Origin of the sequence: Fictibacillus sp. FJAT-27399 (genome assembly GCF_001510655.1) — a bacterium.
In the GTDB taxonomy this organism is placed as follows: Bacteria; Bacillota; Bacilli; order Bacillales; family Fictibacillaceae; genus Fictibacillus_C; species Fictibacillus_C marinisediminis.
On sequence record NZ_LMVC01000002.1, the window covers coordinates 1,134,492 to 1,158,798 of the forward strand.

Below are 24,307 nucleotides of genomic sequence, written 5' to 3' on the forward strand. Positions count from 1 at the left end.
TTTTCAGATGCGTGTTAGTCTAAAGATTATTTAAGTGTGGTGATGGATGATGAATACACGAGATGGCATACTCCTCTATTGTTTGAAACAATTTAACGGTGAACGAAGTCTGTCAGGAATCTTGCATTTGGTAAAAGGGAAGAAAACCTCGCAGACACTTTCTGACGGACACCTTTTTAATCTCTCTTTTTTATTTGGGGTCTTGCCGAGCCTCGAACGTGAAGAGTTTGAAAAAACGATCAGCCATCTCATTGAGCGCAGTTTGGCCAAAAGGCTGGAAGACCGGTATATCATTACAGAAGAAGGGGATGAACAATTAGCCAAGCTTCTGAAGGATCGTCCGTATCTATTTGCCTTTAACGGTCTTCGCTACAGAAACGCAGAACTTCCATTTTACAGGCTTCTTGCTCTATACATACAAGCAGTATCTCACAGTACCCGAAACAATTATGATTTTCTGCCGGTTTCAAGAGACCCGGTGACGCTTTATCTTGTGAGAAGAATATTTCCGAAGCAGAACGAGAGGCAGGCGGAGGCGGATCAGTTATACAGAGAATTTCTTTCACTCCTCGGTGAACTGCCCGGCCGCCATGCAGAGATATTTGTATTAAAATTAAGCAGGTACGGAAGAACAGGTCTCACGAATAACCAAGCGGCTAGTGTATTAGGGCTGCCTGTAGAGGATACTGAGCTTATTTTCCGTTCTGTGCTCCACTATCTTCTCATGCATGCAGAAGAAGGGCAAAAATTTTACCCCGTATTGAACAAACTCGTAAACTGTCTGGAAATAAACGATCCTCTCACAGTATCCGCTCAAAAGACGTGGAGATTGCTGAGATCTGGAAATAGCATGGAACAGATCATCATGATCAGAAAGATGAAAAAAAGCACAATTGAAGACCACTTAGTAGAGATTGCGATCCACTATCCCAACTTTTCGGTCGAACCTTACGTAACCGAGCAGGAACAAGAAAAGATAATAGCTGCCTTTGAAAAGCTGCAGACTAAAAAACTAAAACGCATAAAAGAAAGCCTCGGAGATGACATCTCTTACTTTAAAATACGTCTCGTACTAGGAAGAGCAGGTGATCGAATTGGAGCTGGAAGCCCTGTTAAGTAAAAAATTCGGATATGATGAATTCCGCACTGGACAGAAGGAAGTGATCGAAGACATTCTGACGGGAAATGACGTACTGGCCATGATGCCTACTGGTAAAGGAAAATCATTATGCTATCAGCTTCCAGGCAACATTCTTTCCGGCTCAATCATCATTGTCTCACCTCTTCTTTCCCTGATGGAAGACCAGGTGGAACAGCTTAAGCGTTCTGGGGAAAAAAGAGCGGTGGCTTTAAACAGTTTTATGGATTTTGAAGAAAAAAGAAGAGTGCTTCACAGGCTCTCTTCTTATAAATTTATATACGTTTCTCCTGAAATACTTGAAAATGAATTTGTACTCAACGAACTGAAAAAAATCTCCGTCTCTCTGTTCGTTGTTGATGAGGCGCATTGTATATCCCAATGGGGCCATGAATTTCGGACCAGTTATCTAAAACTGGCGTCGTTTCGAAGCAATATTGGGAATCCTCCTTGTCTTGCTCTGACAGCGACCGCTACACCGGAAGTCAGAGATGATATCACAGCAAAGCTTAAAATGAAAAGCTGTACGATGCATGTTTATCGTGTGGACCGGCCGAACATCACGTTAACAGTAGTGCACTGCACGGAGCATCTGGATAAACTGAATCGTGCCATTGAACTCGCTTCCTCATTAAATGGACCTGGAATTCTTTATGCCTCGACAAGATCATGGGCTGAAAACCTTGCAGAAAATCTGAGAGAAAAGGGGATGAATCGTGTAGCTGCCTACCATGGGGGGCTTGAAAATGAGGATCGGCTGTTGATCCAAAAACAGTTTCTAAATGATGAACTTGATATCATTTGCTGTACAAATGCTTTCGGCATGGGCATCAACAAACCAAACATCCGGTTTGTTGTCCATTTTCATATGCCTTCTGCCATGGAGTCTTATGTCCAGGAAATCGGCCGGGCGGGAAGAGACGGCAAAGAGAGTCTCGCTGTTTTGTTATATTGCAGAGGGGATGAAGAAATTCCGGGGATGTTTATTGACCATGAGTTTCCAGATGAGGGACAGGTACTCCATTGTGCTTCACTTCCTGCGGCTGACCGCGTTTCATTTTCGGGTATGCTGGAAAGGTTTGAGATGAGTGACAGCGCAAGAAGATTTTTGCTTTATCAGTTTGAAAAAGAGGGTTACTTTTTAAACGAAGGAAATGTGATGCCGGATGAAGCCAAGGAACGTATTCTTCAAAAAATGAAAAACAGAAAAGCTCTGAAACGCAAAAAAATAGAAGAAATGGTAGAATGGACAAGAGGAGATTTTTGCAAACGAGAAAAGATTGCACACATCTTTCATGATGAGATGGGGGAACGCCCGGATAATTGCTGCAGCCACTGCAAGGCAGATATCGGACATTTCATCCAAAAGGAAACTCGTACAAATCCTCAGCCTGCTGCAGCTGTGAATTGGCAAAATGAGCTGCAACTAATTTTTAATCAGGAAAGTGATGATCATCATGAAGAATTGGGATCAAGCACAGCTGATCCGGCTAATGAGCGACCGAGAATTACGCACTAATATATATATTTCCCAATTTCTATTCTTTGCTGCCGGAACAGCCATCATGTGGTTTGCGGGCTTTGATCTGAACAAGTTTCGATGGGAAAGCTTTAATATCATAGTTTTGGGAGCAGGAACCGCATTAGCGGTAGTCATTATTAACCTCCTTCTGCATAAATGGATGCCGAAACGTTACTTGGATGACGGAGGGATCAATGAGCGCATCTTCCGCTCGGTTCCGGTCTGGCATATTGCTGTACTAACAGCTGTCATTTCGTTTTCAGAAGAGTGGCTCTTTCGGGGTGCTGTACAGCCCTTGCTCGGCTTGAGCTTAACAAGTATACTTTTTGCAGTCCTCCATGTACGATATATAAAAAAGCCTGTACTTTTCAGTGCAGCGGTTCTACTTAGCTTTCTTCTCGGATATTTATACCAATACACTGAGAATCTGCTTGTTCCGATGACCGCTCATTTTTTTATCGATTTTTTTCTTGGGCTGCTGATTTCCAAAGGATGGCTCACGACCCATCCTAAATCTTATCCAATAGAGGACAACGGAGGTGGTACTCATGAAGAACATGAGTGAACAATCTGAACTAATAAACGATCGTCCGCTGCCTTCGAGGAAGGAATTTCATAAAAGAAAAACGGAACAGATAAGGAAAGAAAATGCAGTGGAACCTGAGAGTTCTTCAGAAGAGAAAAAAAAGAACCGGCTGCCGCTGGCCCAATCTCTGCTTGTTATTTTCTTGCTCCTCGTTGTTTTTATCCTTACATATAACTATTGGTTTCCGAGAGTAACGGATCCGTTAAAAGGAAATGACGATGTGCAGAAGGTGAAAATAGAATCATGAAGTAGTAAAAGGATGCTGATGCAAAATTCGTCAGCATCCTTTTTTTATAACAAAGCCCATTAAAAAGGCCTCTGGAGACGAGATTAAAAACGGGAAGCCATTGGGAATGATTTAATCTTATTTTGCATACGTTGAAGCAGGAGGGGGCTTATATGAACGCAATCAACTACTGGAAGGTCGAGCCTTTTATCTCAGAAATCTGCAAAGTGGTGCTTCAGACGCTGATTGAAAAGAAAGAACAGAAAGACCAGTATGATAGACAGATGAAATGGTGGGCGTTTTATAGTTCGCTCATGGGCTGCCTGGCGTTGATCTACTTGTATGGTTTTAAGTTAACCCATGCTGAAAGTGTACGGGCGGCGTTGTTTTCACTCGCAGGTGACAGGATGATCTGGTTTATCGGGATTTATTTTCTAGTGGCAGGGGTTCAGTGGAAACGGCTCAAAAAGAAATGTGCAAAAGCGGATGATGAATATGAAAGCATCAGGAAAGAGATTATTGAACGCGGAGACGATTTATGGCCAAGGCCGGAAATGTGGAAGAACAGGTATCAGGTATTGGAGTATGTTAAATCTGAGTACAACATAAATCTGTATCATAAATGAAGAGCTAGATCGCGCTGGGGCATCCGAAAAAGAAGTGATCAGCGATGGAATGTTTCTCTGAATTAATGACTACAAAATGGTCATCCATCGTCTCGATGCGCCCGAAAGCTATAGTTCTATGGGAATTCGGACAATAGACTTCAACTGGGAGGCCAAGTTTTTCGTTATATCTTAGATCTTTATTTAACACGAGAGATTTTGTCTTGATTTTTAATAAAGTCATGATGTTCCTCTCCATTCTTTTTTAAGTTTTTCACTGGTTAATTCAATGATAAGTCAATTTTACAGTATTTTCAATAAAAGATTTTAAATATTCTTAAAATTTAAAACGAGTGGCTGCGGGGAGGAAGTGAAAGGGTATGTTTGTAAAAAGCAATATGATCCCACTGCGTAAGACACATTTTGTGAAGGAAAAAGATTCTGTAAAACAAGTGCTTGATCTTCTGCAAAAGTATGATATTGACGGAGTTCCGGTCGTCTCTGATAACAGGTTTAAAGGGATTCTTACACGGCATTCCATCTATGAAGCTTTTTTTGCGAGCGGCAAGACAAAGGAGCAATTTTTAGCAAAAACAAAAGCCGGCGATATTGCCTGCTGCAGAAACCTGACCATCAGTGAAGATGAAATGTTTGAAAGGACCCTGCTGATGGTAAAAGATATGCCGATCGTTGGCGTAACTGACAAACATAATCAATTGCTTGGCGTCGTTACCCGGTATGATGTGCTGGAGCAGTTTCAAAGCGCGTTCGGCATGAAAAAGCCCGGGATTAGATTATCCTTCGCTTCCCTTGAAACGGAAGGGAGGATTGCCCGATTGTCTGAGATTACAAAGCAATTTCACGAGAATATTATCTCACTGACTACATTTGATGAAACGGATCAGCTCGTAAGACGGATGGTAATGAAAGTGGAAAAAACACCAAATCTTGAAAAGTTTGTGGAAAAGCTCAGCCAGTCTGGATTCAGAATTTTAAGCATACATGAGGATTGATCCGGCCAGCCCTGTATACCGGGGCTGTCCTTTTTATCAATTTTCAGTTAAAATGTGTTTTACAAAAAGTTATTAACGGGGATTAACATCATACTCCCTATCTTTTTAGTTCTATGCATGTACGAGTATATTTGTGAGGCGTTGTACAAATTTTACACAAGGTAAGCAGTCCGCTATACTTATAGGTATAATCAGCTATTGGAGGATATAGAAATGGCTTCACAGGAAGGGAAATACAATATTAAAGCCGTTTCAAAAATGCTTGGAATCCAGGCGGGAACATTAAGAGCCTGGGAGCGGAGATATTCCATCATCCAGCCCAAGCGCAATGAAGCTGGCCACAGGCTATATACGGATGAACACATCTATATCATTAAATGGCTCATGAATAAAATTAATCACGGTTTCACCATTAGCCAGGCTGTAGATCTGCTTGAACATCATGAAAATAACATCGATCAGTTCGTCGTCGAGAACAGCAGCCAGAAGGATAGGGCTGTCCAACTGGCGGACGAGCTGCTGTCAGCACTCCTTTCTTTCCATGAAAACAAAGCCAAGGAAGTTTTGGACCGTGCATTCAGCCTGTTTACCATAGAAAAAGTAACGATTGATATACTAGGCTCTTTACTCGTAAAAATCGGCCATATGTGGGAGAACCATAAAATTACGGTTGCCCATGAGCATTATTCGACCTCTTTTTTGAAGGCGAAGATCGGGAACATACTCTATCATCTTCCTGTCGACGGTTACTTGCCAAAAGTAATGGCGGTTTGCGGATTAAAAGAGACCCATGAATTAGGTTTACTGATCTTCACACTGTACCTGAGGCAAAAAGGGTTTGAAGTCATCTATCTCGGTGAAGGAATCCCTCCCGAGGATCTTAATGTTGTCATTAAAGAAATCGACCCTAAATTGTTAGTTGTTTCCTGTACGATGGAACAACATACTTCTCAGACCCTGAAATGGCTTGAAAAGGTGGATAAAGAGTATCCAAACCTTCAAATCGGCTTAGGAGGACTGGGAATTGAATATTTATCCAATGATATAAAAACCAAATTTAAAGACATCATAATAGGGAACACCAAAACAGATTGGGAACAATGGATTCATAAAAAATTAAAACAAGAAAAGCGACCGGCTCTTGATCATTAAAGTGTGGTAAGAGAAGTTTAGCACCAACTTCCTTCTCACTCATATAGTGTATTAAAGAGTTGCGGAATCGATCGTAAGGGGGACCAGAAATGCGGGTAGAGCGATTAACTTATAACAAGATCAAGATCTTCCTAACGTTTGATGATTTAAAAGAACGCGGAATCTCCAAAGATGAAATATGGCAGGATATTCCTAAAGTTCACCAACTATTCAGAGATATGATGACCGAAGCAGACGACGAAGTGGGATTCAAAGCAGACGGACCGATTGCTGTTGAAGTTTTTGCTTTACCGGCGCAAGGAATGGTGGTCATTGTGACAAAAGGTCATAACGAGTATGAACTCGAAGATGAATATGATGAAGACTATATTGAAATGCAAGTAACCTTGGATGAAAGTGACGAAATCTTCTATGAATTTTCTTCATTTGAAGATGTCATATCATTGGCAAAACGCCTTGGTCAGCTCAGCATTGACGGTGGAACACTCTATTCATTTGAAAACTGTTTCTATCTGAAGTTTGAAGAACAGGATCTTCCCGATATTGAACTGGATACACTCATTGCATTATTAGCTGAATTTGGCAGTTCTTCTACCATTACGAGCTACAGAGTGATCGAATACGGCAAAGCCCTGATGGAAAGCAATGCAATTTCCCAAATCAATTCTTATTTTAATTAAACTCCCGAAAATCCGGGAGTTTTTTATTTAAAAAAAACACATTAGCCATTACATCAACCTGCAAACATGGTATGATATATGGGATTTCCTTATAGAAAAGCTCACAAAAAGTGGCAGGGAATATAATGAACTACATATATTTTTGGGGTGGGAGTGATTACACACATGAAAATTGCAGTTTTATACGGAGGAGTATCCGCTGAGCGCGAGGTATCCTTATCTAGTGGAAAACAGATTATGAACGCTTTGGAAGCGAAAGGGCATGAAGTAATCGGAGTGGACTTTCATCCTGATCGACTGGAAGAAATCATTCAGCTGAATGCAGATATCGTATTCATCGGATTGCATGGAAAATACGGTGAGGACGGCAAGCTGCAAAGCTTGCTTGATATGCTGAAGATTCCTTATGTTGGTTCTGGTGTTCTTGCATCGGCACTGGCAATGGATAAAGCCCGTTCCAAACAGTTTTTTAAAAATGCTGGAATCAGAACAGCTAAAGAGGTTGTTTTGGAGAAAAAGCTCTACCGCGAGGATAAACTCGATGTTCCTTTCGGATTTCCACTTGTCGTCAAACCGAATCATGAGGGATCTACGATCGGATTGACCATCGCAAAAAACAAAGATGAAATGCTGAAAGGCATCGCATCAGCCCTTTTGCATGATCATACAGTAATGGTTGAAGAATTTGTATCCGGCAAAGAAGTGACAGTGGCGGTTATGGGGGAAAAAGGAAGTGTCAATGCTCTCCCTGTCGTTGAGATTGTCCCAAAAAATGAATATTACGATTATGAATCCAAGTATGCGGAAGGCGGAAGTGTTCATTATGTACCGGCACGCCTTGATGAAAAAACCACATCATTGCTTCAGAAACAAGCCGTTTTGGCTCATGAGGTATTGGGGTGCGAAGTTTATTCCAGAGTTGATTTCATTATTCCGAGCGACGGAAGTGAACCTGTCATTCTTGAAGTCAATACGCTGCCGGGAATGACACCAACCAGCTTATTCCCGGACGCGGCGAAAGAAGTAGGTCTTTCTTACCCTGATATGATCGAGAAGCTCATTCAGCTTTCGCTTCAAAAATAAACGGCCGCCCTCCCTTCAAGTCTAGGGGGGGCTTCATTATGCCGGTCGTCTGATAGTAAAAAAGTACCGAAAGCGCTTACCTTTTTCGCGATTATCTTGAAAATCCCCTTCTCATAGGACTAACAAAGGTGTATACTGTCTCTGAAGATTGACTAAACTTTAGAGGTGACAATAATGGGAGGTAACCAAATGACTGCCCAAAACGCAGCAGATCACAAATCTGATAACCATGAAAATAATAACGTGCTAACCGCAACACAATCAGTGATTGGGGAAGCACTTGATAAATTAGGGTACCCTGAAGAAGTATATGAACTTCTCAAAGAACCGATCCGGATGCTGACTGTTCGCATCCCGGTAAAAATGGATGATGGCTCTACTAAAATATTTACGGGATACCGTTCCCAGCATAATGACGCAGTCGGCCCGACTAAAGGGGGAGTCCGCTTTCACCCGAGTGTAACAGAGACAGAAGTGAAAGCACTTTCGATTTGGATGAGCTTAAAAGCAGGAATTGTGGATCTTCCATACGGCGGAGGTAAAGGGGGAATCATTTGTGATCCCCGCAACATGTCGTTCCGTGAACTGGAGCGTCTAAGCCGCGGTTATGTACGTGCGATCAGTCAGCTTGTTGGTCCAACAAAGGACATTCCGGCACCAGACGTGTTTACCAACTCTCAAATCATGGCCTGGATGATGGATGAATACAGCCGGATCAGAGAATTCGACTCACCTGGCTTCATCACAGGCAAGCCGCTTGTTCTAGGCGGTTCACACGGCCGTGAAACAGCTACAGCAAAAGGAGTAACGATCTGCATTCGTGAAGCAGCTGCAAAACGCGGGTTTGAAATTGAGGGTGCAAGAGTCGTTATCCAGGGATTCGGAAACGCAGGCAGCTTCTTAGCGAAGTTTATGCATGATTCAGGCGCAAAAGTCATTGGGATCTCTGATGCTTATGGTGCACTCCACGATCCAGAAGGCCTTGATATTGACTATCTCTTGGAAAGGCGCGACAGCTTTGGTACGGTTACTAAATTATTCAAAGATACCATATCCAACAAAGAGCTTTTAGAACTGGATTGCGATATTCTTGTTCCTGCAGCGATTGAAAATCAGATTACAGCAGAAAATGCCCATAATATTAAAGCTTCCATCGTAGTCGAAGCAGCCAATGGCCCTACAACACTTGAAGGAACAAAGATTTTAACAGAACGCGGCATCCTTCTTGTACCGGACGTACTGGCAAGTGCCGGCGGTGTAACGGTTTCCTATTTCGAGTGGGTACAGAACAACCAGGGATATTATTGGACAGAAGAAGAAGTAGAAGAGAAGCTTGAAACTGTAATGGTGAAATCTTTTAATAACGTTTACACAACGGCCATGAACCGTAAAGTAAACATGCGCCTCGCAGCCTATATGGTAGGCGTGCGCAAGATGGCTGAAGCCTCCCGTTTCAGAGGATGGATTTAATCTTTTGCAAATGCCAGAAGAATCCCCTATCATTAATTGATAGGGGTTTTTTATGGTTTAAGGGATAAATCATTTTTATTAATGAAAGGCTATGTGTGAGCCTATATAAAAAGAGCAAGCTATAGATTTGTGAACCAGGAGAGTGGAGAAATGAAGTACGATGTTTGTATTATCGGCGGGGGGCCGTGCGGCTTATCCGCAGCCATCGCTGTGAAGGAAATAGGGCTTTCCTATGTGGTGATCGAGAAGGGGAATATCGTGGAGTCAATCTATAACTACCCGACTCACCAAACGTTTTTCAGCACTAGTGAAAAACTTGAAATTGGTGATGTACCTTTTGTCAATGAGGAAAGAAAACCGAGAAGAATCCACGCACTGACTTACTATCGCGAGGTGGCCAAACGGAAAGAACTGAACATCCGCACGTTTGAGAAAGTAACTGCTGTACAAAAAGGGGACAGTACAACTTATCATGTCCAGACAGAAACGGCTAAAGGTGACTCCAATGTATACGAGGCGAAGGCCGTTATAATTGCGACAGGATACTATGATAATCCGACCTATATGAACATACAAGGTGAGGAGCAGCAGCATGTTTTTCATTATTTTAAGGAAGGTCATCCTTATTATGATAAAGACGTGACGGTGATCGGCGGAAAAAACTCTGCGGTCGATACAGCGCTTGAACTTCAAAAAGCCGGTGCGAGGGTGACGGTTCTCTACCGGGGTGAAGATTATTCGAAGAGTGTAAAACCATGGGTATTGCCTGAGTTTGTATCGCATGTAAACAGCGGCAAGATCGCCATGCACTTTCAGTCGAACGTTCTTGAAATCGGAAAAAATACAGTAACCTTTGATAAAAACGGAGAAAAAGAAACGGTCAAGGCAGATTTTGTGTTTGCCATGACAGGATATCATCCGGATCACGGGTTCCTTGAAAAAATCGGTATCCATATTGACCATGAAACAGGCCGGCCCGCCCACAATCCTGAGACGATGGAAACGAATGTGGAAAATGTGTTCATCTGCGGTGTCATTGCTGCAGGCAACAATGCTAATGAGATCTTTATTGAGAATGGAAGGTTCCATGGCGGACTGATCGCCGATACGTTATCGGCATCTCATAAATAAAAACAGGTGCTGCTTTTATTTATGTAAGCCGATTAATTGGTGGGTTTTTGCGGTGAAAAGCATGTGTTATGATACTTAAGAGGTGTTTACATATGAAAAAAGTAGCGTTGATAACTACTGGCGGAACCATTGCCAGCAAGCCGAATGAAACGTCAGGCCTTTTATCTTCAGGCGCTCTGACGGGGGAAGAGCTGGCGGCAATGATTGAGCTGCCAAACGATATTGAAGTTAGTATTTTTTCACTGTTTCAGGTCCCGAGTATGCATATGACGTTTGAACATCTTAACGTGCTTAAGGAAGCCATTGAAAACCTTTTTAAGGATTCAGATTATGATGGTGTAGTCATTACCCATGGAACAGACAGTATTGAAGAAACCGCTTATTTTCTTGATCTGACCATCGCAGATCCGAGGACAGTAGTCGTTACGGGTTCACAGCGTTCACCCGGAGAAATCGGCAGTGACTCTTATACGAATATGAGGCACGCCATCTATACTGCATGTGACCCTGATTTAAAAGGTTCGGGAACAGTAGTTGTATTTAACGAGAGAATTTTTACGGCCAGGTATGTAAAAAAAGTCCATGCATCCAACCTGCAGGGCTTTAATTCTTTTGGTTTTGGGTACTTAGGAATTATCGATAACGATAAGGTCGTAGCCTACCAAAAGCCGATCGGAAGGGAATATTATACTGTAGAAAAAGCAGTGCCTCCCGTTGATATCATCAAATGTTATATTGGCGCAGACGGCAAATTTATTAAAGCGGCCATCGAAAGCGGCGTTCAGGGCATTGTTCTAGAAGGAGCAGGCAGAGGGCAGGTAGCTCCGCTGATGATGAATTCCATTATTGAAGCAGTTGATGCTGGCATAAAGGTCGTCATTACGACCAGTTCTGAGGAGGGCCAAGTATATCCGACTTATGATTATCTTGGAAGTACGTTTGATCTTGCTGAACACGGGGTTATCCTTGGAAAAGACTATGACAGCAAGAAAGCAAGGATTCGTCTGGCTGTGCTCCTGGCTGCCGGTGAGGGAGATCGCATCCAAAATATTTTCTAGGAAGATGTTACAATTTTTTCATAAACATCAGCTAGGGTTTCCATTCTGGGTGTTCCATGATACCATTGTAAAAAAACAGCTGAAAAGAGGGCTGCTATGTTAGGAATTGTTTCGGCAGGGGTCGCTCCTGCTGTCGCCCTGCTTGCTTTCTTTTATTTAAAAGATAAATATGAAACCGAGCCTGTTTCCATGGTCATTCGATTATATATTTTTGGAGCTTTGCTTGTTTTTCCGATTATGGTCATCCAATTTGGATTTAAAGAGGAAATGATGGTTTCTTCTTTTACAGAAGGCTTTTTTCTTTCTGCTCTGCTCGAAGAGTTTCTGAAGTGGTTTCTTGTTTTCTATTGCGCTTATCAGCATGCCGAATTTAATGAGCCTTATGACGGTATCGTTTATGCCGTGGCCTTATCCCTTGGGTTCGCTTCAATGGAGAACATTTTTTACCTGTACGTGCATGGGGTTAACGAAGCGATGGGCAGAGCTTTAATGCCGGTTTCCAGCCATGCTCTTTTCGGAGTCATCAGTGGATATTACTTTGGGAAGGCCAAGTTTTCATCCGGTTCCCGGAAAAAGGTGTTTTTAAGTCTTTCGATCATAATTCCGTTCGGACTGCATGGAATCTATAACTGGATTCTGCTTGTTTTTGAAAAAGACTTTCTCATCGCCATGCTGCCTTTCATGCTGTTCTTATGGTGGCTGGGACTAAAAAAAGTGAAGCTCGCAAATGCCCATAAAACAGCCTGGCTGACACGGCAGAAAAATGTAGGATCCTAACCCGGAGATAAAAATCTCCGGGTTTTTTTATGTCTAATTCTTGTCTAGCTACAGCGTCCATGGACGAAATAGCTATTTCGTCATAGGTCCCCGGAGAACGAAAATAGAGTACTGTTTTCGTCTTTGGTCGCTCGCTCTTACACCTCAACACAAAAAACGTGTTGCTGTGTAAGACCTTCAGCGCTTGTCAGACTTAAGCAGGACGCTTGCGCTTTTCTTGTACAATACGTTGCATAAAATGCTGAGATTTACAAAAGCTACTTTTATCATACAAAGCTGAGAATATTTCACAGGAGGCACTTTCTCATGAAAAAACCAATGCGTTACATAAAAAGGACGCTGTTTTTTTTAGTTGCTATGTCATGTATTATGGCCGGATACACTCCGGAGACCACTCATGCCTTTACGCCCCAAGTCATCCAAAAAGGTGCCACGGGTGAAGATGTAGTGGAGCTGCAGTCAAGGCTGCAGTATATCGGATATTACAATGGCCCCATAGATGGTGTCTTCAGCTGGAGAACCTATTGGGCTCTGCGCAATTTCCAGTATGAGAACGGGTTAAAGATTGATGGGCTCGCTGGGTTTACAACAAAGAAGAAGCTGGCGGACCAGACAAAATTCAATTATGGATGGGTTCATAAGCAGATCCGCAAAGGCAATAAGTTTACCACTTATGGCGGCGTTCCAAAAGAAAAACAAGTCAAGCAGGGAGGCGGGAAGAAGGCAGCCCAGCCTGCAAGACCAGGAAAAAAAGCTGCACCCGCAAAGCCAGGTAACAAGCCGGCTGCTAAGGTAAGCAAGCCGAGACCAGGCAAAAACATCCCGGATGGCTATTCTCAGAATGATATTAATTTGATGGCAAACGCCGTTTACGGTGAGTCCCGCGGAGAACCTTATATCGGCCAGGTTGCTGTAGCAGCTGTCATCATCAACCGGGTGGAAAGTCCGGAGTTTCCTAATACCGTATCCGGCGTCATTTTTGAACCAGGTGCGTTCACAGCCGTTGCAGACGGACAGATTTACCTGACGCCGAATCAGAAAGCGAAAAAAGCTGTGATGGATGCTCTGAACGGATGGGATCCGACAGGAGAAGCGCTTTATTATTTCAATCCGGATACAGCGACATCCGGATGGATCTGGACAAGGCCTCAAATCAAAAAAATTGGTAAGCACATCTATACCAAATAACGGAGGTGATTTCATTGATACGAACAGTATTAATTGCTCTTTTAGTATTAGCCATAGCGGGTACAGGGTATTGGGGATACAGTGAACACCAGCAAAAGAACGCTATCCTCATTCAGGCGGAAAATAACTATCAGCGTGCATTCCATGACTTAAACTTTAATGTAGATTCTCTGCATGACAAAATTGGGGAAACATTGGCCATGAACTCCAAGCGCCAGCTTTCACCGACGCTGGCACAAGTGTGGAGGCTTACGTCAGAAGCACATAACAATGTTGGGCAATTGCCGCTTTCTTTGCTTCCATTTAATAAGACGGAAGATTTTTTAACCAAGATGGGGGATTTCAGTTATCGTGTCTCACTGAGAGATCTTGAAAAGAAGCCGCTCTCGGATAAAGAACATGCTACACTCAAAAAATTGTATGCCAACTCTTCAGAAATACAGAATGAACTTCGCAGGACCGAAGCACTGGCTTCAAAAAACAACCTTCGCTGGATGGATGTTGAAATGGCGCTCGCTAACAACAAACAGCCGGAGGACAATACGATTATCGATGGTTTTAAGACCGTGGACAAATCTTCAGAAGGTTATTCTCAGACGGATTTTGGTCCTGAAGTTTCGAATATGCATAATGCGAAAAAGCGAAATGTATCAAAGCTTGAAGGAAAGAACATCACGAAACAGGAGGCGAAAAAGCTCGCGATCAAGTTCTTTCAGCTCAAGAAAAATGTAAGGATCAACGTAAAGGAAACGGGAAAGGGCTCGCAATATAAAGCATATTCCATCACGATGTACAATCCTGACACAAAAGCCACAACCTACATGGATGTGACGAAAAAAGGCGGTTATCCTTTATGGGTGCTGCAAGACAGGAAAGTAGCGGCCCAGAAGATCAGCTTGAACGATGCACAGAAGGAAGCCATTTCGTTCCTTACTCTTCATATGAAAAGTAAGATGGAGGTCGTTTCAGCCAACCAGTACGATAACATCGCTGTCTTCACTTTCGTAAGTGTTCAGGATGGCGTAAGGATTTATCCGGACAGCATTTCCATCAAAGTTGCTCTGGACAATGGAGATATAATGGGGTACCAGGGAACCGATTTCTTGACTTCCCATCACGACCGGACCATTCCTCCTGCAAAAATCAATGAAAAACAGGCAAGAACGAAGCTTAACCCGAAATTCAAGGTCATGGAAAAACACATGGCGATCATCAAGAATGATGTGCAGCAGGAAGTTTACTGTTATGAGTTCTTAGGTCTTCTCGGCGACGAAACGTATGTAATCTACATCAGTGCACTAAACGGAGACGAAGAACAGGTTAAGAAATTGAAAGAAGGAGAACCTGATTACAGCTCCATGTAAGATAGTAAAAGGAAAGCGCCAGCGCTTTCCTTTTTTAAATGGTCTTGAACTTTCTGGGAAATATGGCATAATTAATGGTAAAATAGTCTTATAATGGGGGATTTGGTTGTTTGCTATAGGAGACACTCTATTTTTAGAGACGGCAGTATCGGATTACGGGACGCGCTACAAATGTAAAGTGATGGAACTGTCGGATGAACAGATCTATATTGATTATCCGTTCAATGAAAAAACAGGGAAAATGGAATTTTTCATGAATGGAACAGCATTCAAAGCAACATTTTATCATGATGATCAAAATGTATATATGTTTCATACAAAACTATGCGGACGCAAGATCGACAGGATTCCGCTCTTGGCCATCCATTATCCGGTTGAAAATTCGCTGGTAAAGCTGCAGCGGAGGCAATTTATTAGAATCGAAACCATGCTGGATATTGCGGTTCATCCATTAGAGGAACCCTCTTCTTTTGATCCCTTCACTACTGTCACTTCGGATATCAGTGCGGGAGGGCTAAGAATTGTTTTGCAGGAGGGACATCCTTTACAGGAAGGGATGCAGGTTTTATGCGGTGTGGTTCTTCCTATGCGGACAGGCGCTATCCATTATCTGAAAGCAGAATGCAGAGTGCTGCGGATCCTGCATGACGGAGAGAGAGAAAAAGCATCTGTCCATTTTGAAAATCTGGGGGAAGCCGCACAGCAAAACCTTGTCCGCTATTGTTTTGAACAGCAGCTCGCTGAGAAAAAGAAGCTTTTAAACGAATAGAACATTTCAGGCTTGGATATATTATTTTCATGTATCGGAGGCTGATCGGCTTGAAAAAAATTGAAGGTCTGCTCATAAGGCTGGCCATTATCCATTTTGTATTCATGATCCTTTCACAATGGATACTGACTCATGACACTTGGAAACGGAACGTAAACAAAAGTATTTATTATGAAGGCGTCATTAAAGGAAAGAACCCAGGCACTATGGAAACCATAGACCGCTAGATGCGTTTATGTTATAGTTAATGGCGAAAAGTTGCCTATGAATAGTTAAGAAAAGCAGAAGCGATGGAGCCAGTACCCTTGTAAGCGGAGTTGAATAATATAATTTCTTAACTATAAAAAGCAGGGTGTATACCTGCTTTTATTCGTATGGTTTCAAAAAAAAGATTTTTGTGTATGCAGGAGGAAACATGAACAAGAAATTAAAAATCGCCATTGACGGCCCAGCAGGAGCGGGCAAAAGTACAGTTGCAAAATTGGTCGCGGACAAGCTTTCCTATATATACATAGACACGGGTGCAATGTACCGGGCATTAACCTACAAAGCCCTGTCTTCCAAGTCTGATCTGCATGACGGCAGCATGCTGCAATCTCTTCTAAAAGAAACGACCATAGAATTGGAGATTACAGGAGACGGCCAGGCTGTCATCCTTGATGGAAGTGATGTCTCCAAAGAAATTAGAAGCTCGGATGTGACGAACAACGTTTCCTTTGTCGCTACACCGCAAGAGGTCAGAGAAGAGATGGTCAGGCGGCAGCAGGAACTTGCAAGCGAAGGCGGAGTAGTAATGGACGGCCGTGACATCGGCACCCATGTTATGCCTGATGCTGAATTGAAGGTGTTTTTGATCGCATCTGTAGAAGAGCGTGCGAAACGAAGATATGATGAAAATAAAAGCAAAGGGTATGAAACCGATCTTGAGAAACTGAAAGAAGAGATCAGCCTCCGCGATAAACGCGATTCAGAGCGCGAGTTTGCTCCGTTAAAAAAAGCGGATGACGCGATTGAGCTTGACACCACATCAATGTCCATTGAAGATGTTGTTAATGAAATCCTTCATTTGGTGAGTGAAAGGGCTGGATAAAGTGAACCTTTACAAATTCGGTAAAGCGGTGTGCGGTGCTTTTTTGAAAAGTATGTACAAAATTGATATTCAAGGGCTTGAAAATGTACCTGCCGATGGCGGAATTCTTCTTTGCAGCAACCATATTAATAATTTTGATCCTCCGCTAGTCGGAGTGGCCGCACCACGAGATGTTCATTTTATGGCCAAAGCTGAACTGTTCAGTATGCCTGTCTTAAAGACAATCCTTCCAAAAATCAATGCGTTTCCTGTAAAGCGGGGAATGAGCGACAAACAGGCATTAAGGAATGGATTGAGCATACTGAAAGAGGGAAAAGTACTCGGGTTATTCCCTGAGGGCACGAGGAGCAAAACAGGCCAATTGGGCCAGGGACTTGCAGGCGCAGGTTTTTTCGCTCTTAAATCAGAAGCAGCTGTCGTGCCGTGTGCCATTAAAGGCGAGTATAAACGCGGCAAAAAAATCACCATTATTTTCGGGAAGCCGATCGATTTTACAGAAATGAGAGAGCAAAAAGCTTCCGCAAAAGATGCAACAAACCTTATAATGTTAAATATAGAAAAGCTTCTTATGGATTCTGTATCGTAAAAGGAATACTGTATACTTCCTTCATATTGAAGGTTGAAATATATACTTATACGAAATTGAGGAGGCATTGTTTTATGGCTGATGAGTTGAACACAAGTTTAGAAGAGACAAAAGTGCTCGAAGTTGGAGATGTAGTTGAAGGGACTGTCTTAAAGGTTGAAGATAAGCTGGCCATTATAGATGTGGGCTACAAGCAGGATGCTGTATTGCCTGTGAATGAAATCTCCAATGTTTTCGTAGAAAAAGCATCAGATTTTCTAAAAGAAGGAGATAAAGTGGCGGTAAAAGTCACATCTCTTACTGAAGAACAGCTCACCGTTTCCAAAAAAGCGGTCGACACTGTCAAGTCCTGGGAAGAACTGAAACAAAAGTTTGGTCAGAATGAAACATTTGAAGTAACGGTTCATGAAGTTGTAAAAGGAGGACTCGTCGTCGATCTTGGCGTACGCGGTTTCATCCCCGCATCCATGGTCGAAAAAAGGTTCATTGAAGACTTCAGTGATTACAAAAACCGCTCTCTGACGGTTAAAATTATGGAGCTCGATGAAGAGAAAAACCGCGTCATTCTTTCCCATCGCGCCGTCGAGGAAGAGGTGGAATCACAGCGGAAACAAGAGCTCCTGAACAATTTGGAATCCGGCCAAGTGCTTGATGGCACTGTACAGCGTTTAACCGATTTCGGTGCATTTGTTGACATCGGCGGTCTTGACGGCCTCGTTCACATTTCTCAGCTTTCCCATAAACGGGTGGATAATACGTCTGAAGTCGTCTCAGAAGGGGATGCTGTCAAAGTTAAGGTCCTTTCCGTTGACAGGGATAATGAGCGTGTTTCTCTCTCCATTAAAGAGACCCAGCCAGGACCTTGGGAGAGCCTTGAATCTGGTCTTGCCCCAGGCAAAGTGATCCAGGGTACGGTTAAACGTCTTGTTTCCTTCGGTGCTTTTGTTGAAATCGCACAAGGTGTTGAAGGGCTTGTACACATCTCAGAGATCAGCAACCGCCACATTGGAAGTCCTGGAGAAGTGCTTTCTGAAGGTGAGAAGGTTACTGTAAAAGTGTTGGATATTGACCGGAAAGAAAAAAGAATTTCCCTCAGTATCCGTGCTGCGCAGGAAGCGAAAGAGCAGCAGAACATCCGTGAGAACTTCCCGAAAGAAGAAAAAGGCTTCTCGCTTGCCGATATGATCGGTGACCAGCTTAAAGGATTAAAAAAAGATTAAGATAAAAAAAGAACTCCCGCTGCGGAGTTCTTTTCTTTTGTTTCAGCTTTTTTGGTTATTTCTTCTTTTGGCTTCTTCCGGGCCTTCCAGCGATGTAGCTCCAGAATATTTCAGACTCTGGTCACGGTCGGATTCTACTCTGTGTGATTCGCGGAGTTTTTTTTCCTGACGGTCTTTTCCCATGCTGCTGCCTCCTTTCTGTTTGCTTTTATTATGACTGCATGATTAGGTTTTATTCGATTGAGCCATAATGGGGGTAGAGGAGGAGAGCATGATGGATGGAATTTTCTTTTATTGGTTTGCATGGATTGGATGGGCCTACAGCACGTTTTTAATGAAAGCATCGCCCCTGCGGACGGTCTATTCAGCCTCGCTTCTCACCCTGCTGATCGCGCATGGCTTCGTATTGGACACCGGTCTTGTGAGCATTAATTTTACATTTCTATTTCTGTTTTTAAGCTGTTATTTATGGATTTTTAGATTGCCGTTTAAGATGGTTCTATATTACGTATTTTGTTCTTTTCTGATCGCTCTTTTCTATAATGCCATGCTTCTACTCTCGATGTATGATCCAGTTTGGATGGTTGTACAAGTAAAATGGCTGCTTGCCGGTGCTCTCTTTGTTCTTTCTTTATTATTAATCAAACATCCGCGTTTTCGTCCCATCGTGCTCGCAGCGGGATATTGCGAAGGGGAGGCTGTCTATCACGTTGTTATTAAAAAACTAACGTGGAGCATTGAACTGGGAAGTCTTAATTTCCTTGATGTTGTTTCCTTGTCAGTTGCCCTGTGCTTTGTCTTTGAAGGCGTAAAGCAATTCGGACATTTTTTGTCCGCAGAAGCAGGGAGAGGAAAAATGATAAAACGTGTATCAAGGTGAGTCTGCGCTGAATGACGGTTGTGGGTTATACTTTTATCTGCTAAAATAAATTAGCTATTATTGCGGCCCTTCATCGCGGAAGGGTTTTCTTTTTTTGGACTATTAAGTAAAAAGGATGTGTCGACATGCAAAAGCCAGTTTTGGCCATCGTCGGAAGACCAAATGTGGGGAAGTCCACAATATTTAACCGTATTGTCGGAGACCGGGTTTCTATCGTGGAAGATATGCCAGGTGTGACAAGAGACAGAATCTATAGTTCAGCTGAATGGCTGAACCGTGAATTTAATATAATTGATACGGGCGGAATTGAAATCGGAGATGAACCGTTATTGCATCTGATGAGACAGCAAGCTGAGGTCGCTATCGATGAAGCGGATGTTATTGTTTTTCTTGCCGATGGGAAAGAAGGGGTAACCGCCGCAGATGAAGAGGTGGCAAAACTTCTTCATCGCTCAAAGAAACCCATTGTTCTTGGAGTCAACAAAATAGATAATCCTGAACGCAAGGATTTGATCTATGATTTTTATTCCCTTGGAATGGGAGAGCCTTTTCCAGTTTCGGGTTCGCACGGTATTGGCCTTGGAGACCTTCTCGATGCGGTATTCAGCCATTTTCCCGAACAGCCCGAGGAAGAGGAAGATGATGAAACGATCCGTTTCTGCCTAATCGGACGCCCAAATGTTGGTAAATCCTCACTCGTTAATGCGATCTTAGGCAAGGAGCGTGTGATTGTAAGCGATATTGCCGGCACAACAAGAGACGCGATCGATTCAGAATTTACCCGTGAAGGACAGAAATATACGATTATTGATACTGCAGGGATGCGAAAAAGAGGAAAAGTCTATGAGAATACCGAAAAGTATAGTGTTCTTCGTGCTTTAAAAGCCATTGAAAGAGCCGATGTTGTCTGTGTTGTTCTGAATGCGGAAGAAGGAATCATCGAGCAGGATAAAAAAGTGGCAGGCTTTGCCCATGAAGCAGGAAAAGCGGTCATTATCATCGTGAATAAATGGGATGCCGTTGAAAAAGATGATAAAACACTTCGTGAATTTGAACAGAAGATCCGGGATCATTTCCTGTACCTAAGCTATGCTCCGATTCTTTTTGTATCAGCAAAAACAAAACAGAGACTTCATACTCTCTATCCTTTGATCAATCAAGTGGCCGAAAACCATTCCCTTCGTGTTCAGACGAACGTTCTGAACGATGTGATCATGGATGCTGTGGCAATGAATCCTACACCTACGGACAACGGCAAGCGCCTGAAAATCAACTATGCCACTCAGGTAGCCATTAAGCCGCCTACGATCGCTCTTTTTGTCAATGATCCTGAACTTCTTCACTTTTCATACCGCAGGTTCCTTGAAAACAAGGTAAGGGAGACGTTTGGCTTTATTGGTACCCCGATCAGAATCGTTGCCCGCAAAAAAAATGATTAGGTAGACGGCATGCAGATTGTCTTGCTGTTTATCGGTGCTTATTTATTAGGCTCCATCAGTTTCAGTTATATCATCACTAAAGGGCTGAAAAAAGAGGATATACGCAAATTGGGGAGCGGAAATGCAGGAGCCACGAACACGCTGCGGGTTATCGGTGTAGGACCTGCCATCGGCGTGCTGCTGCTGGACGGGCTAAAAGGGATGATCCCTGTGTGGGCTGCAATTGGCCTCCATTACAATATGACCGCAGCCATCGCTGCGGGAGCGATGGCCATTATCGGGCATAATTGGCCCATCTATTACGGATTTAAAGGAGGTAAAGGGGTAGCGACGACCATCGGTGTTTTTATGGTAGCTTCGTTCATCCCTTCACTCATATCTGGGATCGTTGTGATTCTTCTCATTGCAGCTACCCGTTATGTTTCTTTAGGTTCCATCGTTTTTATGATTTTGACACCTGCATTAATGTTTATTTTAAAAACAATACCTTTTGACGCGGCGCTATGCGCTTCACTGATCGGTGTTCTCTCCATATGGAGGCACCGCACCAATATCTCCAGACTTTTAAAAGGAAATGAAAGAAAAATAGGGCATTAAGTAAGGAGTGGAGTAGGAATGGAAAAAGTAGCAGTAATCGGTGCCGGCAGCTGGGGTACAGCGCTGGCCCTCGTTTTGGCGGATAATGGACACGATGTCCGGTTATGGGGAAGAAGGCAAGAACAGATCAACGAAATCAATTCTTTACATACCAATGAAAAATATTTGCCGGGTATCTCGCTTCCAGAAGAGCTCCGCGGATTTACCGATCTTCAGGAAACGGTCTCAGGCGCGGGCATGATCTTGCTTGTCGCTCCTACAAAGGCGATAAGAGAAGTGCTTGGCGATCTGGTACCGCACTTGGATCATCCGGTAACGATCGTCCATGCCAGCAAAGGAATAGAACCGGAAACGTATAAGCGTGTATCTGAAATCATTGAAGAAGAAGTACCTGCTGAAGTGCGCAAATCCATTGTTGTGCTTTCAGGGCCAAGCCATGCGGAAGAAGTTTCATTACGGCAGCCGACCACGGTTACGGTTTCCTCAGCCGATGTAGAAGAAGCGGAGTTTGTTCAGGATCTGTTTATTAACCAGAACTTCAGGGTCTACACGAACCCGGATATTGTAGGGGTTGAACTCGGCGGAGCACTGAAGAATATTATCGCGCTTGGAGCCGGTATGTCTGACGGGCTTGGTTATGGAGACAATGCCAAAGCCGCTCTTATCACGCGTGGGCTTGCTGAAATCGCCAGGCTTGGAACGAAAATGGGAGCCAACCCGCTGACATTCGCAGGCTTGACAGGAATCGGAGATCTCATCGTTACATGTACGAGTGTCCACAGCAGGAACTGGAGAGCCGGAAACATGCTCGGCAAAGGGGAAGCGCTCGATGCGGTACTTGAAAAAATGGGCATGGTTGTCGAAGGAGTCAGAACAACAAAAGCGGCTTACCAGCTGGCCCAGAAGGAAAATGTAGAGATGCCGATTACAAATGTTCTTCATGACGTGCTGTTCGACGGAAAAAATGCGAAAGAAGCTGTGGATGAACTGATGAGAAGAAGCAGGACCCATGAAGTGGAAGACGTCTCTTCTCTTTTATCTAATTTAAATATTACGGAATAATCCATTTGGTTTATCTCTCCGATTTCTTTCACGATTATTAGACTAACGCATAGGATAATGGTGAATAGGTTGTTGGAGGAGGACGAAAAATGGATCGTAACAATCAATTTTTTGATAAAGTTGAAAAGAAAACAAACGTTAAGAAAGAAGATATCTTTAAACTTGCCCAGACCGTCAGCAATGAAAATCTGCGGGATGAGCGCACTCTAAGAAGACTGATTTCCCAGGTAGCCTCCTTGGCCGGTGTCCCTGTTTCCAAACAAAAAGAAGACCAAATTGTCAGTGCTGTAATCAATAACAATGTGCCTCTTGATTTCAGCACATTATCTAAAATGTTCGAGAACAAGTAGGGACAACTTTAACGGATAGCCAATCAATCTGCAAATTGGGGTTTTTAGTCGTTCGGCAGGCGGTGTATCAGACATCGGCCTGCCTTTTTTTGTTGTAAGAAAGAAGTAATGTCTAGCTACAGCGCCCAAGGCTGGACGAATTGAAAACAATTCGTCTTTGGTCGCTTCACACTTCCACCACAACACAAAGAGCGTGTTGCTGTGTAATTGCTCCAGCGCTTGTCGGACCAAAACATGAGCGCTTACGCTTTTCTTTTGTTTTATGCTATAATTTACGCTGTATGCAAAGGGGGATACATATGGACGCAGGATTAATGAAAATGTGGGTTGCGCTTTCATCCATCGCATTGATGTTTATTGCGGTTTTTTCTATTATGATCAGCAGATCGAAACTGAAAGGAATCTTTAAATACATACTGGCGGCTATCGCATATATTTGCATGATTACAGCAGGCATCTTAATTGTTCTCGTAGTCTTTAGCGGACCGGTGAAAGGATAGGTACGCCAGAACCATGAAAAAAATCTGTTCTCTCACGTTCTTAGTCTGCCTGCTCTTCAGCCTGACGGGCTGCCTGTATCCAGACAGCCAAAAAAGCGAAAACCGTATACCATACAAGGATCAGATGGCCATGGTTCAGTCCGCAGTGGATGATTACCATAAAGACACGTCTGTGCTTCCGATTAAAAACAAAGACGCCTCCACAGACGTTTATGAAAAGTATCCGATTGATTTTGGAAGGCTGATTCCAAAATACATGCAGCAGCCTCCCGGCAATTCATTCGAAAAAGGAGGCACGTTTCAATACGTGCTCATCGATGCGGAAACGAAACCAAAAGTAAGGCTGATTGACCTGGTGATCGTAAATAAAGCTCAGGATCTGGAAACCAGATTGAAAGAATATATTCGAACCCATAAATATCCGCCATATCAAAAGATATTGGCTAATGGCAGGTATACCCTTGATTATAAAAAGATGGGCTACAAAGAAGCACCATACGCAGTAAGCCCTTATTCCGGCAAGAACCTTCCATTTATTGTAGATAATGATTCAAAAGTTCATGTGGATTATTCTATCGATCTCTACCATCTGCTGAAAAAGGGGCAGCATGTAAAAAAGGGAGAAGACATCCGTCCGCTCCTTGTGCAGGACTCATTTTTTGTGCCGGTGCGTTCCGTTCCCTATACTGTAAAGAACGGAGAGCCTGTTTTTTTGGCATCTGATCAATAACTTTATACAACACGAGATAAATAATTGGCATGAACTCTCCTCCTTTTTAATACATTCATAGAAAAGGAGGAGGGTTTTTTATATAAAAACG

Annotated in this window: 29 protein-coding genes; 27 read left to right on the forward strand and 2 right to left on the reverse strand. The window is 43.1% G+C overall.

Translation table 11 applies throughout. The features are described from left to right. Positions 1–49: 49 nt before the first annotated feature. From AR335_RS10760 to AR335_RS10780, 5 genes are all read left to right on the forward strand, one after another. Complete coding sequence (locus tag AR335_RS10760; protein WP_234293247.1) at positions 50–1,120, forward strand: helix-turn-helix domain-containing protein; 1,071 nt, start codon at positions 50–52, stop codon at positions 1,118–1,120. Then, positions 1,086–2,657, forward strand: coding sequence for a RecQ family ATP-dependent DNA helicase (locus AR335_RS10765; protein ID WP_234293248.1), 1,572 nt, complete (start codon positions 1,086–1,088; stop codon positions 2,655–2,657). Before AR335_RS10760 ends, AR335_RS10765 begins: the two co-directional genes overlap by 35 nt. Continuing rightward, entirely contained in the window at positions 2,596–3,225 is a 630-nt protein-coding gene (locus AR335_RS10770) for a CPBP family intramembrane glutamic endopeptidase (RefSeq protein ID WP_199805077.1), read from the forward strand. Before AR335_RS10765 ends, AR335_RS10770 begins: the two co-directional genes overlap by 62 nt. Beyond that, positions 3,209–3,493: a hypothetical protein gene (locus tag AR335_RS10775; protein ID WP_053358023.1), complete on the forward strand. Its 285-nt coding sequence runs from the start codon at positions 3,209–3,211 to the stop codon at positions 3,491–3,493. Before AR335_RS10770 ends, AR335_RS10775 begins: the two co-directional genes overlap by 17 nt. A gap of 152 nt (positions 3,494–3,645) precedes the next feature. Further along, positions 3,646–4,098: a DUF2663 family protein gene (locus AR335_RS10780; protein ID WP_062235309.1), complete on the forward strand. Its 453-nt coding sequence runs from the start codon at positions 3,646–3,648 to the stop codon at positions 4,096–4,098. A gap of 4 nt (positions 4,099–4,102) precedes the next feature. Here the strand turns inward: AR335_RS10780 and AR335_RS10785 are convergent, their stop codons facing one another. Continuing rightward, positions 4,103–4,321 (reverse strand): hypothetical protein, encoded by a 219-nt coding sequence (locus AR335_RS10785; protein WP_053358025.1) that lies wholly within the window; start codon positions 4,319–4,321, stop codon positions 4,103–4,105. A gap of 136 nt (positions 4,322–4,457) precedes the next feature. On the opposite strand from AR335_RS10785, the gene AR335_RS10790 reads away from it, so the two are divergent. The 15 genes from AR335_RS10790 to rpsA all read left to right on the forward strand — a co-directional run bounded on the left by AR335_RS10790 (position 4,458) and on the right by rpsA (position 18,658). Then, complete coding sequence (locus AR335_RS10790; RefSeq protein WP_062235312.1) at positions 4,458–5,090, forward strand: CBS domain-containing protein; 633 nt, start codon at positions 4,458–4,460, stop codon at positions 5,088–5,090. A gap of 213 nt (positions 5,091–5,303) precedes the next feature. After that, positions 5,304–6,242, forward strand: a complete 939-nt coding sequence (locus AR335_RS10795; RefSeq protein ID WP_062235314.1) for a MerR family transcriptional regulator — start codon at positions 5,304–5,306, stop codon at positions 6,240–6,242. Positions 6,243–6,331: 89 nt separating this feature from the next. Beyond that, on the forward strand, positions 6,332–6,922 hold the full coding sequence (locus tag AR335_RS10800; protein WP_053358028.1) for a genetic competence negative regulator: 591 nt from the start codon (positions 6,332–6,334) through the stop codon (positions 6,920–6,922). A gap of 165 nt (positions 6,923–7,087) precedes the next feature. Then, complete coding sequence (locus tag AR335_RS10805; RefSeq protein ID WP_062235317.1) at positions 7,088–8,005, forward strand: D-alanine--D-alanine ligase family protein; 918 nt, start codon at positions 7,088–7,090, stop codon at positions 8,003–8,005. Between the two features lie 189 nt (positions 8,006–8,194). Then, on the forward strand, positions 8,195–9,475 hold the full coding sequence (locus AR335_RS10810; RefSeq protein WP_053358030.1) for a Glu/Leu/Phe/Val family dehydrogenase: 1,281 nt from the start codon (positions 8,195–8,197) through the stop codon (positions 9,473–9,475). A 150-nt stretch (positions 9,476–9,625) separates the two neighbouring features. Further along, positions 9,626–10,606, forward strand: coding sequence for a YpdA family putative bacillithiol disulfide reductase (locus AR335_RS10815; RefSeq protein ID WP_062235321.1), 981 nt, complete (start codon positions 9,626–9,628; stop codon positions 10,604–10,606). Between the two features lie 92 nt (positions 10,607–10,698). After that, positions 10,699–11,664 (forward strand): asparaginase, encoded by a 966-nt coding sequence (locus AR335_RS10820; protein WP_053358032.1) that lies wholly within the window; start codon positions 10,699–10,701, stop codon positions 11,662–11,664. A gap of 96 nt (positions 11,665–11,760) precedes the next feature. Next, complete coding sequence (prsW, locus tag AR335_RS10825; protein WP_053358033.1) at positions 11,761–12,441, forward strand: glutamic-type intramembrane protease PrsW; 681 nt, start codon at positions 11,761–11,763, stop codon at positions 12,439–12,441. Positions 12,442–12,798: 357 nt separating this feature from the next. Next, the gene (sleB, locus tag AR335_RS10830; RefSeq protein ID WP_234293287.1) at positions 12,799–13,629 is read left to right on the forward strand and encodes a spore cortex-lytic enzyme; all 831 of its coding nucleotides are present in this window, start codon (positions 12,799–12,801) and stop codon (positions 13,627–13,629) included. Positions 13,630–13,643: 14 nt separating this feature from the next. After that, on the forward strand, positions 13,644–14,993 hold the full coding sequence (gene ypeB, locus AR335_RS10835; protein WP_062235327.1) for a germination protein YpeB: 1,350 nt from the start codon (positions 13,644–13,646) through the stop codon (positions 14,991–14,993). Between the two features lie 106 nt (positions 14,994–15,099). Then, positions 15,100–15,762 carry a flagellar brake protein gene (locus AR335_RS10840; RefSeq protein WP_062235330.1) on the forward strand — a complete coding sequence of 221 codons (663 nt, stop codon included), beginning with the start codon at positions 15,100–15,102 and terminating at the stop codon, positions 15,760–15,762. 50 nt (positions 15,763–15,812) lie between these two features. Then, complete coding sequence (locus AR335_RS23965) at positions 15,813–15,989, forward strand: DUF5359 family protein (RefSeq protein WP_156418927.1); 177 nt, start codon at positions 15,813–15,815, stop codon at positions 15,987–15,989. 188 nt (positions 15,990–16,177) lie between these two features. Continuing rightward, the gene (cmk, locus tag AR335_RS10845; protein ID WP_062235333.1) at positions 16,178–16,852 is read left to right on the forward strand and encodes a (d)CMP kinase; all 675 of its coding nucleotides are present in this window, start codon (positions 16,178–16,180) and stop codon (positions 16,850–16,852) included. Position 16,853: 1 nt separating this feature from the next. Then, entirely contained in the window at positions 16,854–17,438 is a 585-nt protein-coding gene (locus tag AR335_RS10850; protein ID WP_062235338.1) for a lysophospholipid acyltransferase family protein, read from the forward strand. A gap of 74 nt (positions 17,439–17,512) precedes the next feature. Further along, on the forward strand, positions 17,513–18,658 hold the full coding sequence (gene rpsA / locus AR335_RS10855; RefSeq protein WP_062235341.1) for a 30S ribosomal protein S1: 1,146 nt from the start codon (positions 17,513–17,515) through the stop codon (positions 18,656–18,658). A gap of 42 nt (positions 18,659–18,700) precedes the next feature. On the opposite strand, the gene AR335_RS23130 is transcribed toward rpsA, so the two are convergent. Further along, on the reverse strand, positions 18,701–18,841 hold the full coding sequence (locus AR335_RS23130) for a YpzI family protein (RefSeq protein WP_082316214.1): 141 nt from the start codon (positions 18,839–18,841) through the stop codon (positions 18,701–18,703). Between the two features lie 88 nt (positions 18,842–18,929). Here AR335_RS23130 and AR335_RS10860 point away from each other — a divergent pair, with 88 nt between their 5' ends. From AR335_RS10860 to AR335_RS10890, 7 genes are all read left to right on the forward strand, one after another. Continuing rightward, positions 18,930–19,538 carry a YphA family membrane protein gene (locus tag AR335_RS10860; RefSeq protein WP_156418928.1) on the forward strand — a complete coding sequence of 203 codons (609 nt, stop codon included), beginning with the start codon at positions 18,930–18,932 and terminating at the stop codon, positions 19,536–19,538. Positions 19,539–19,663: 125 nt separating this feature from the next. Beyond that, a complete protein-coding gene (gene der, locus AR335_RS10865; protein WP_062235348.1) occupies positions 19,664–20,977 on the forward strand; it encodes a ribosome biogenesis GTPase Der in 1,314 nt (437 codons plus the stop codon). A gap of 9 nt (positions 20,978–20,986) precedes the next feature. Continuing rightward, complete coding sequence (plsY, locus tag AR335_RS10870) at positions 20,987–21,574, forward strand: glycerol-3-phosphate 1-O-acyltransferase PlsY (protein ID WP_062235351.1); 588 nt, start codon at positions 20,987–20,989, stop codon at positions 21,572–21,574. Positions 21,575–21,592: 18 nt separating this feature from the next. Continuing rightward, positions 21,593–22,636: an NAD(P)H-dependent glycerol-3-phosphate dehydrogenase gene (locus AR335_RS10875; RefSeq protein WP_062235354.1), complete on the forward strand. Its 1,044-nt coding sequence runs from the start codon at positions 21,593–21,595 to the stop codon at positions 22,634–22,636. An 89-nt stretch (positions 22,637–22,725) separates the two neighbouring features. Continuing rightward, complete coding sequence (locus tag AR335_RS10880) at positions 22,726–22,986, forward strand: stage VI sporulation protein F (protein ID WP_053358044.1); 261 nt, start codon at positions 22,726–22,728, stop codon at positions 22,984–22,986. A gap of 299 nt (positions 22,987–23,285) precedes the next feature. Then, complete coding sequence (locus AR335_RS10885; RefSeq protein ID WP_053358045.1) at positions 23,286–23,486, forward strand: DUF2768 domain-containing protein; 201 nt, start codon at positions 23,286–23,288, stop codon at positions 23,484–23,486. Between the two features lie 13 nt (positions 23,487–23,499). Continuing rightward, on the forward strand, positions 23,500–24,216 hold the full coding sequence (locus AR335_RS10890; protein WP_053358046.1) for a hypothetical protein: 717 nt from the start codon (positions 23,500–23,502) through the stop codon (positions 24,214–24,216). The last annotated feature ends 91 nt before the right edge of the window (positions 24,217–24,307 follow it).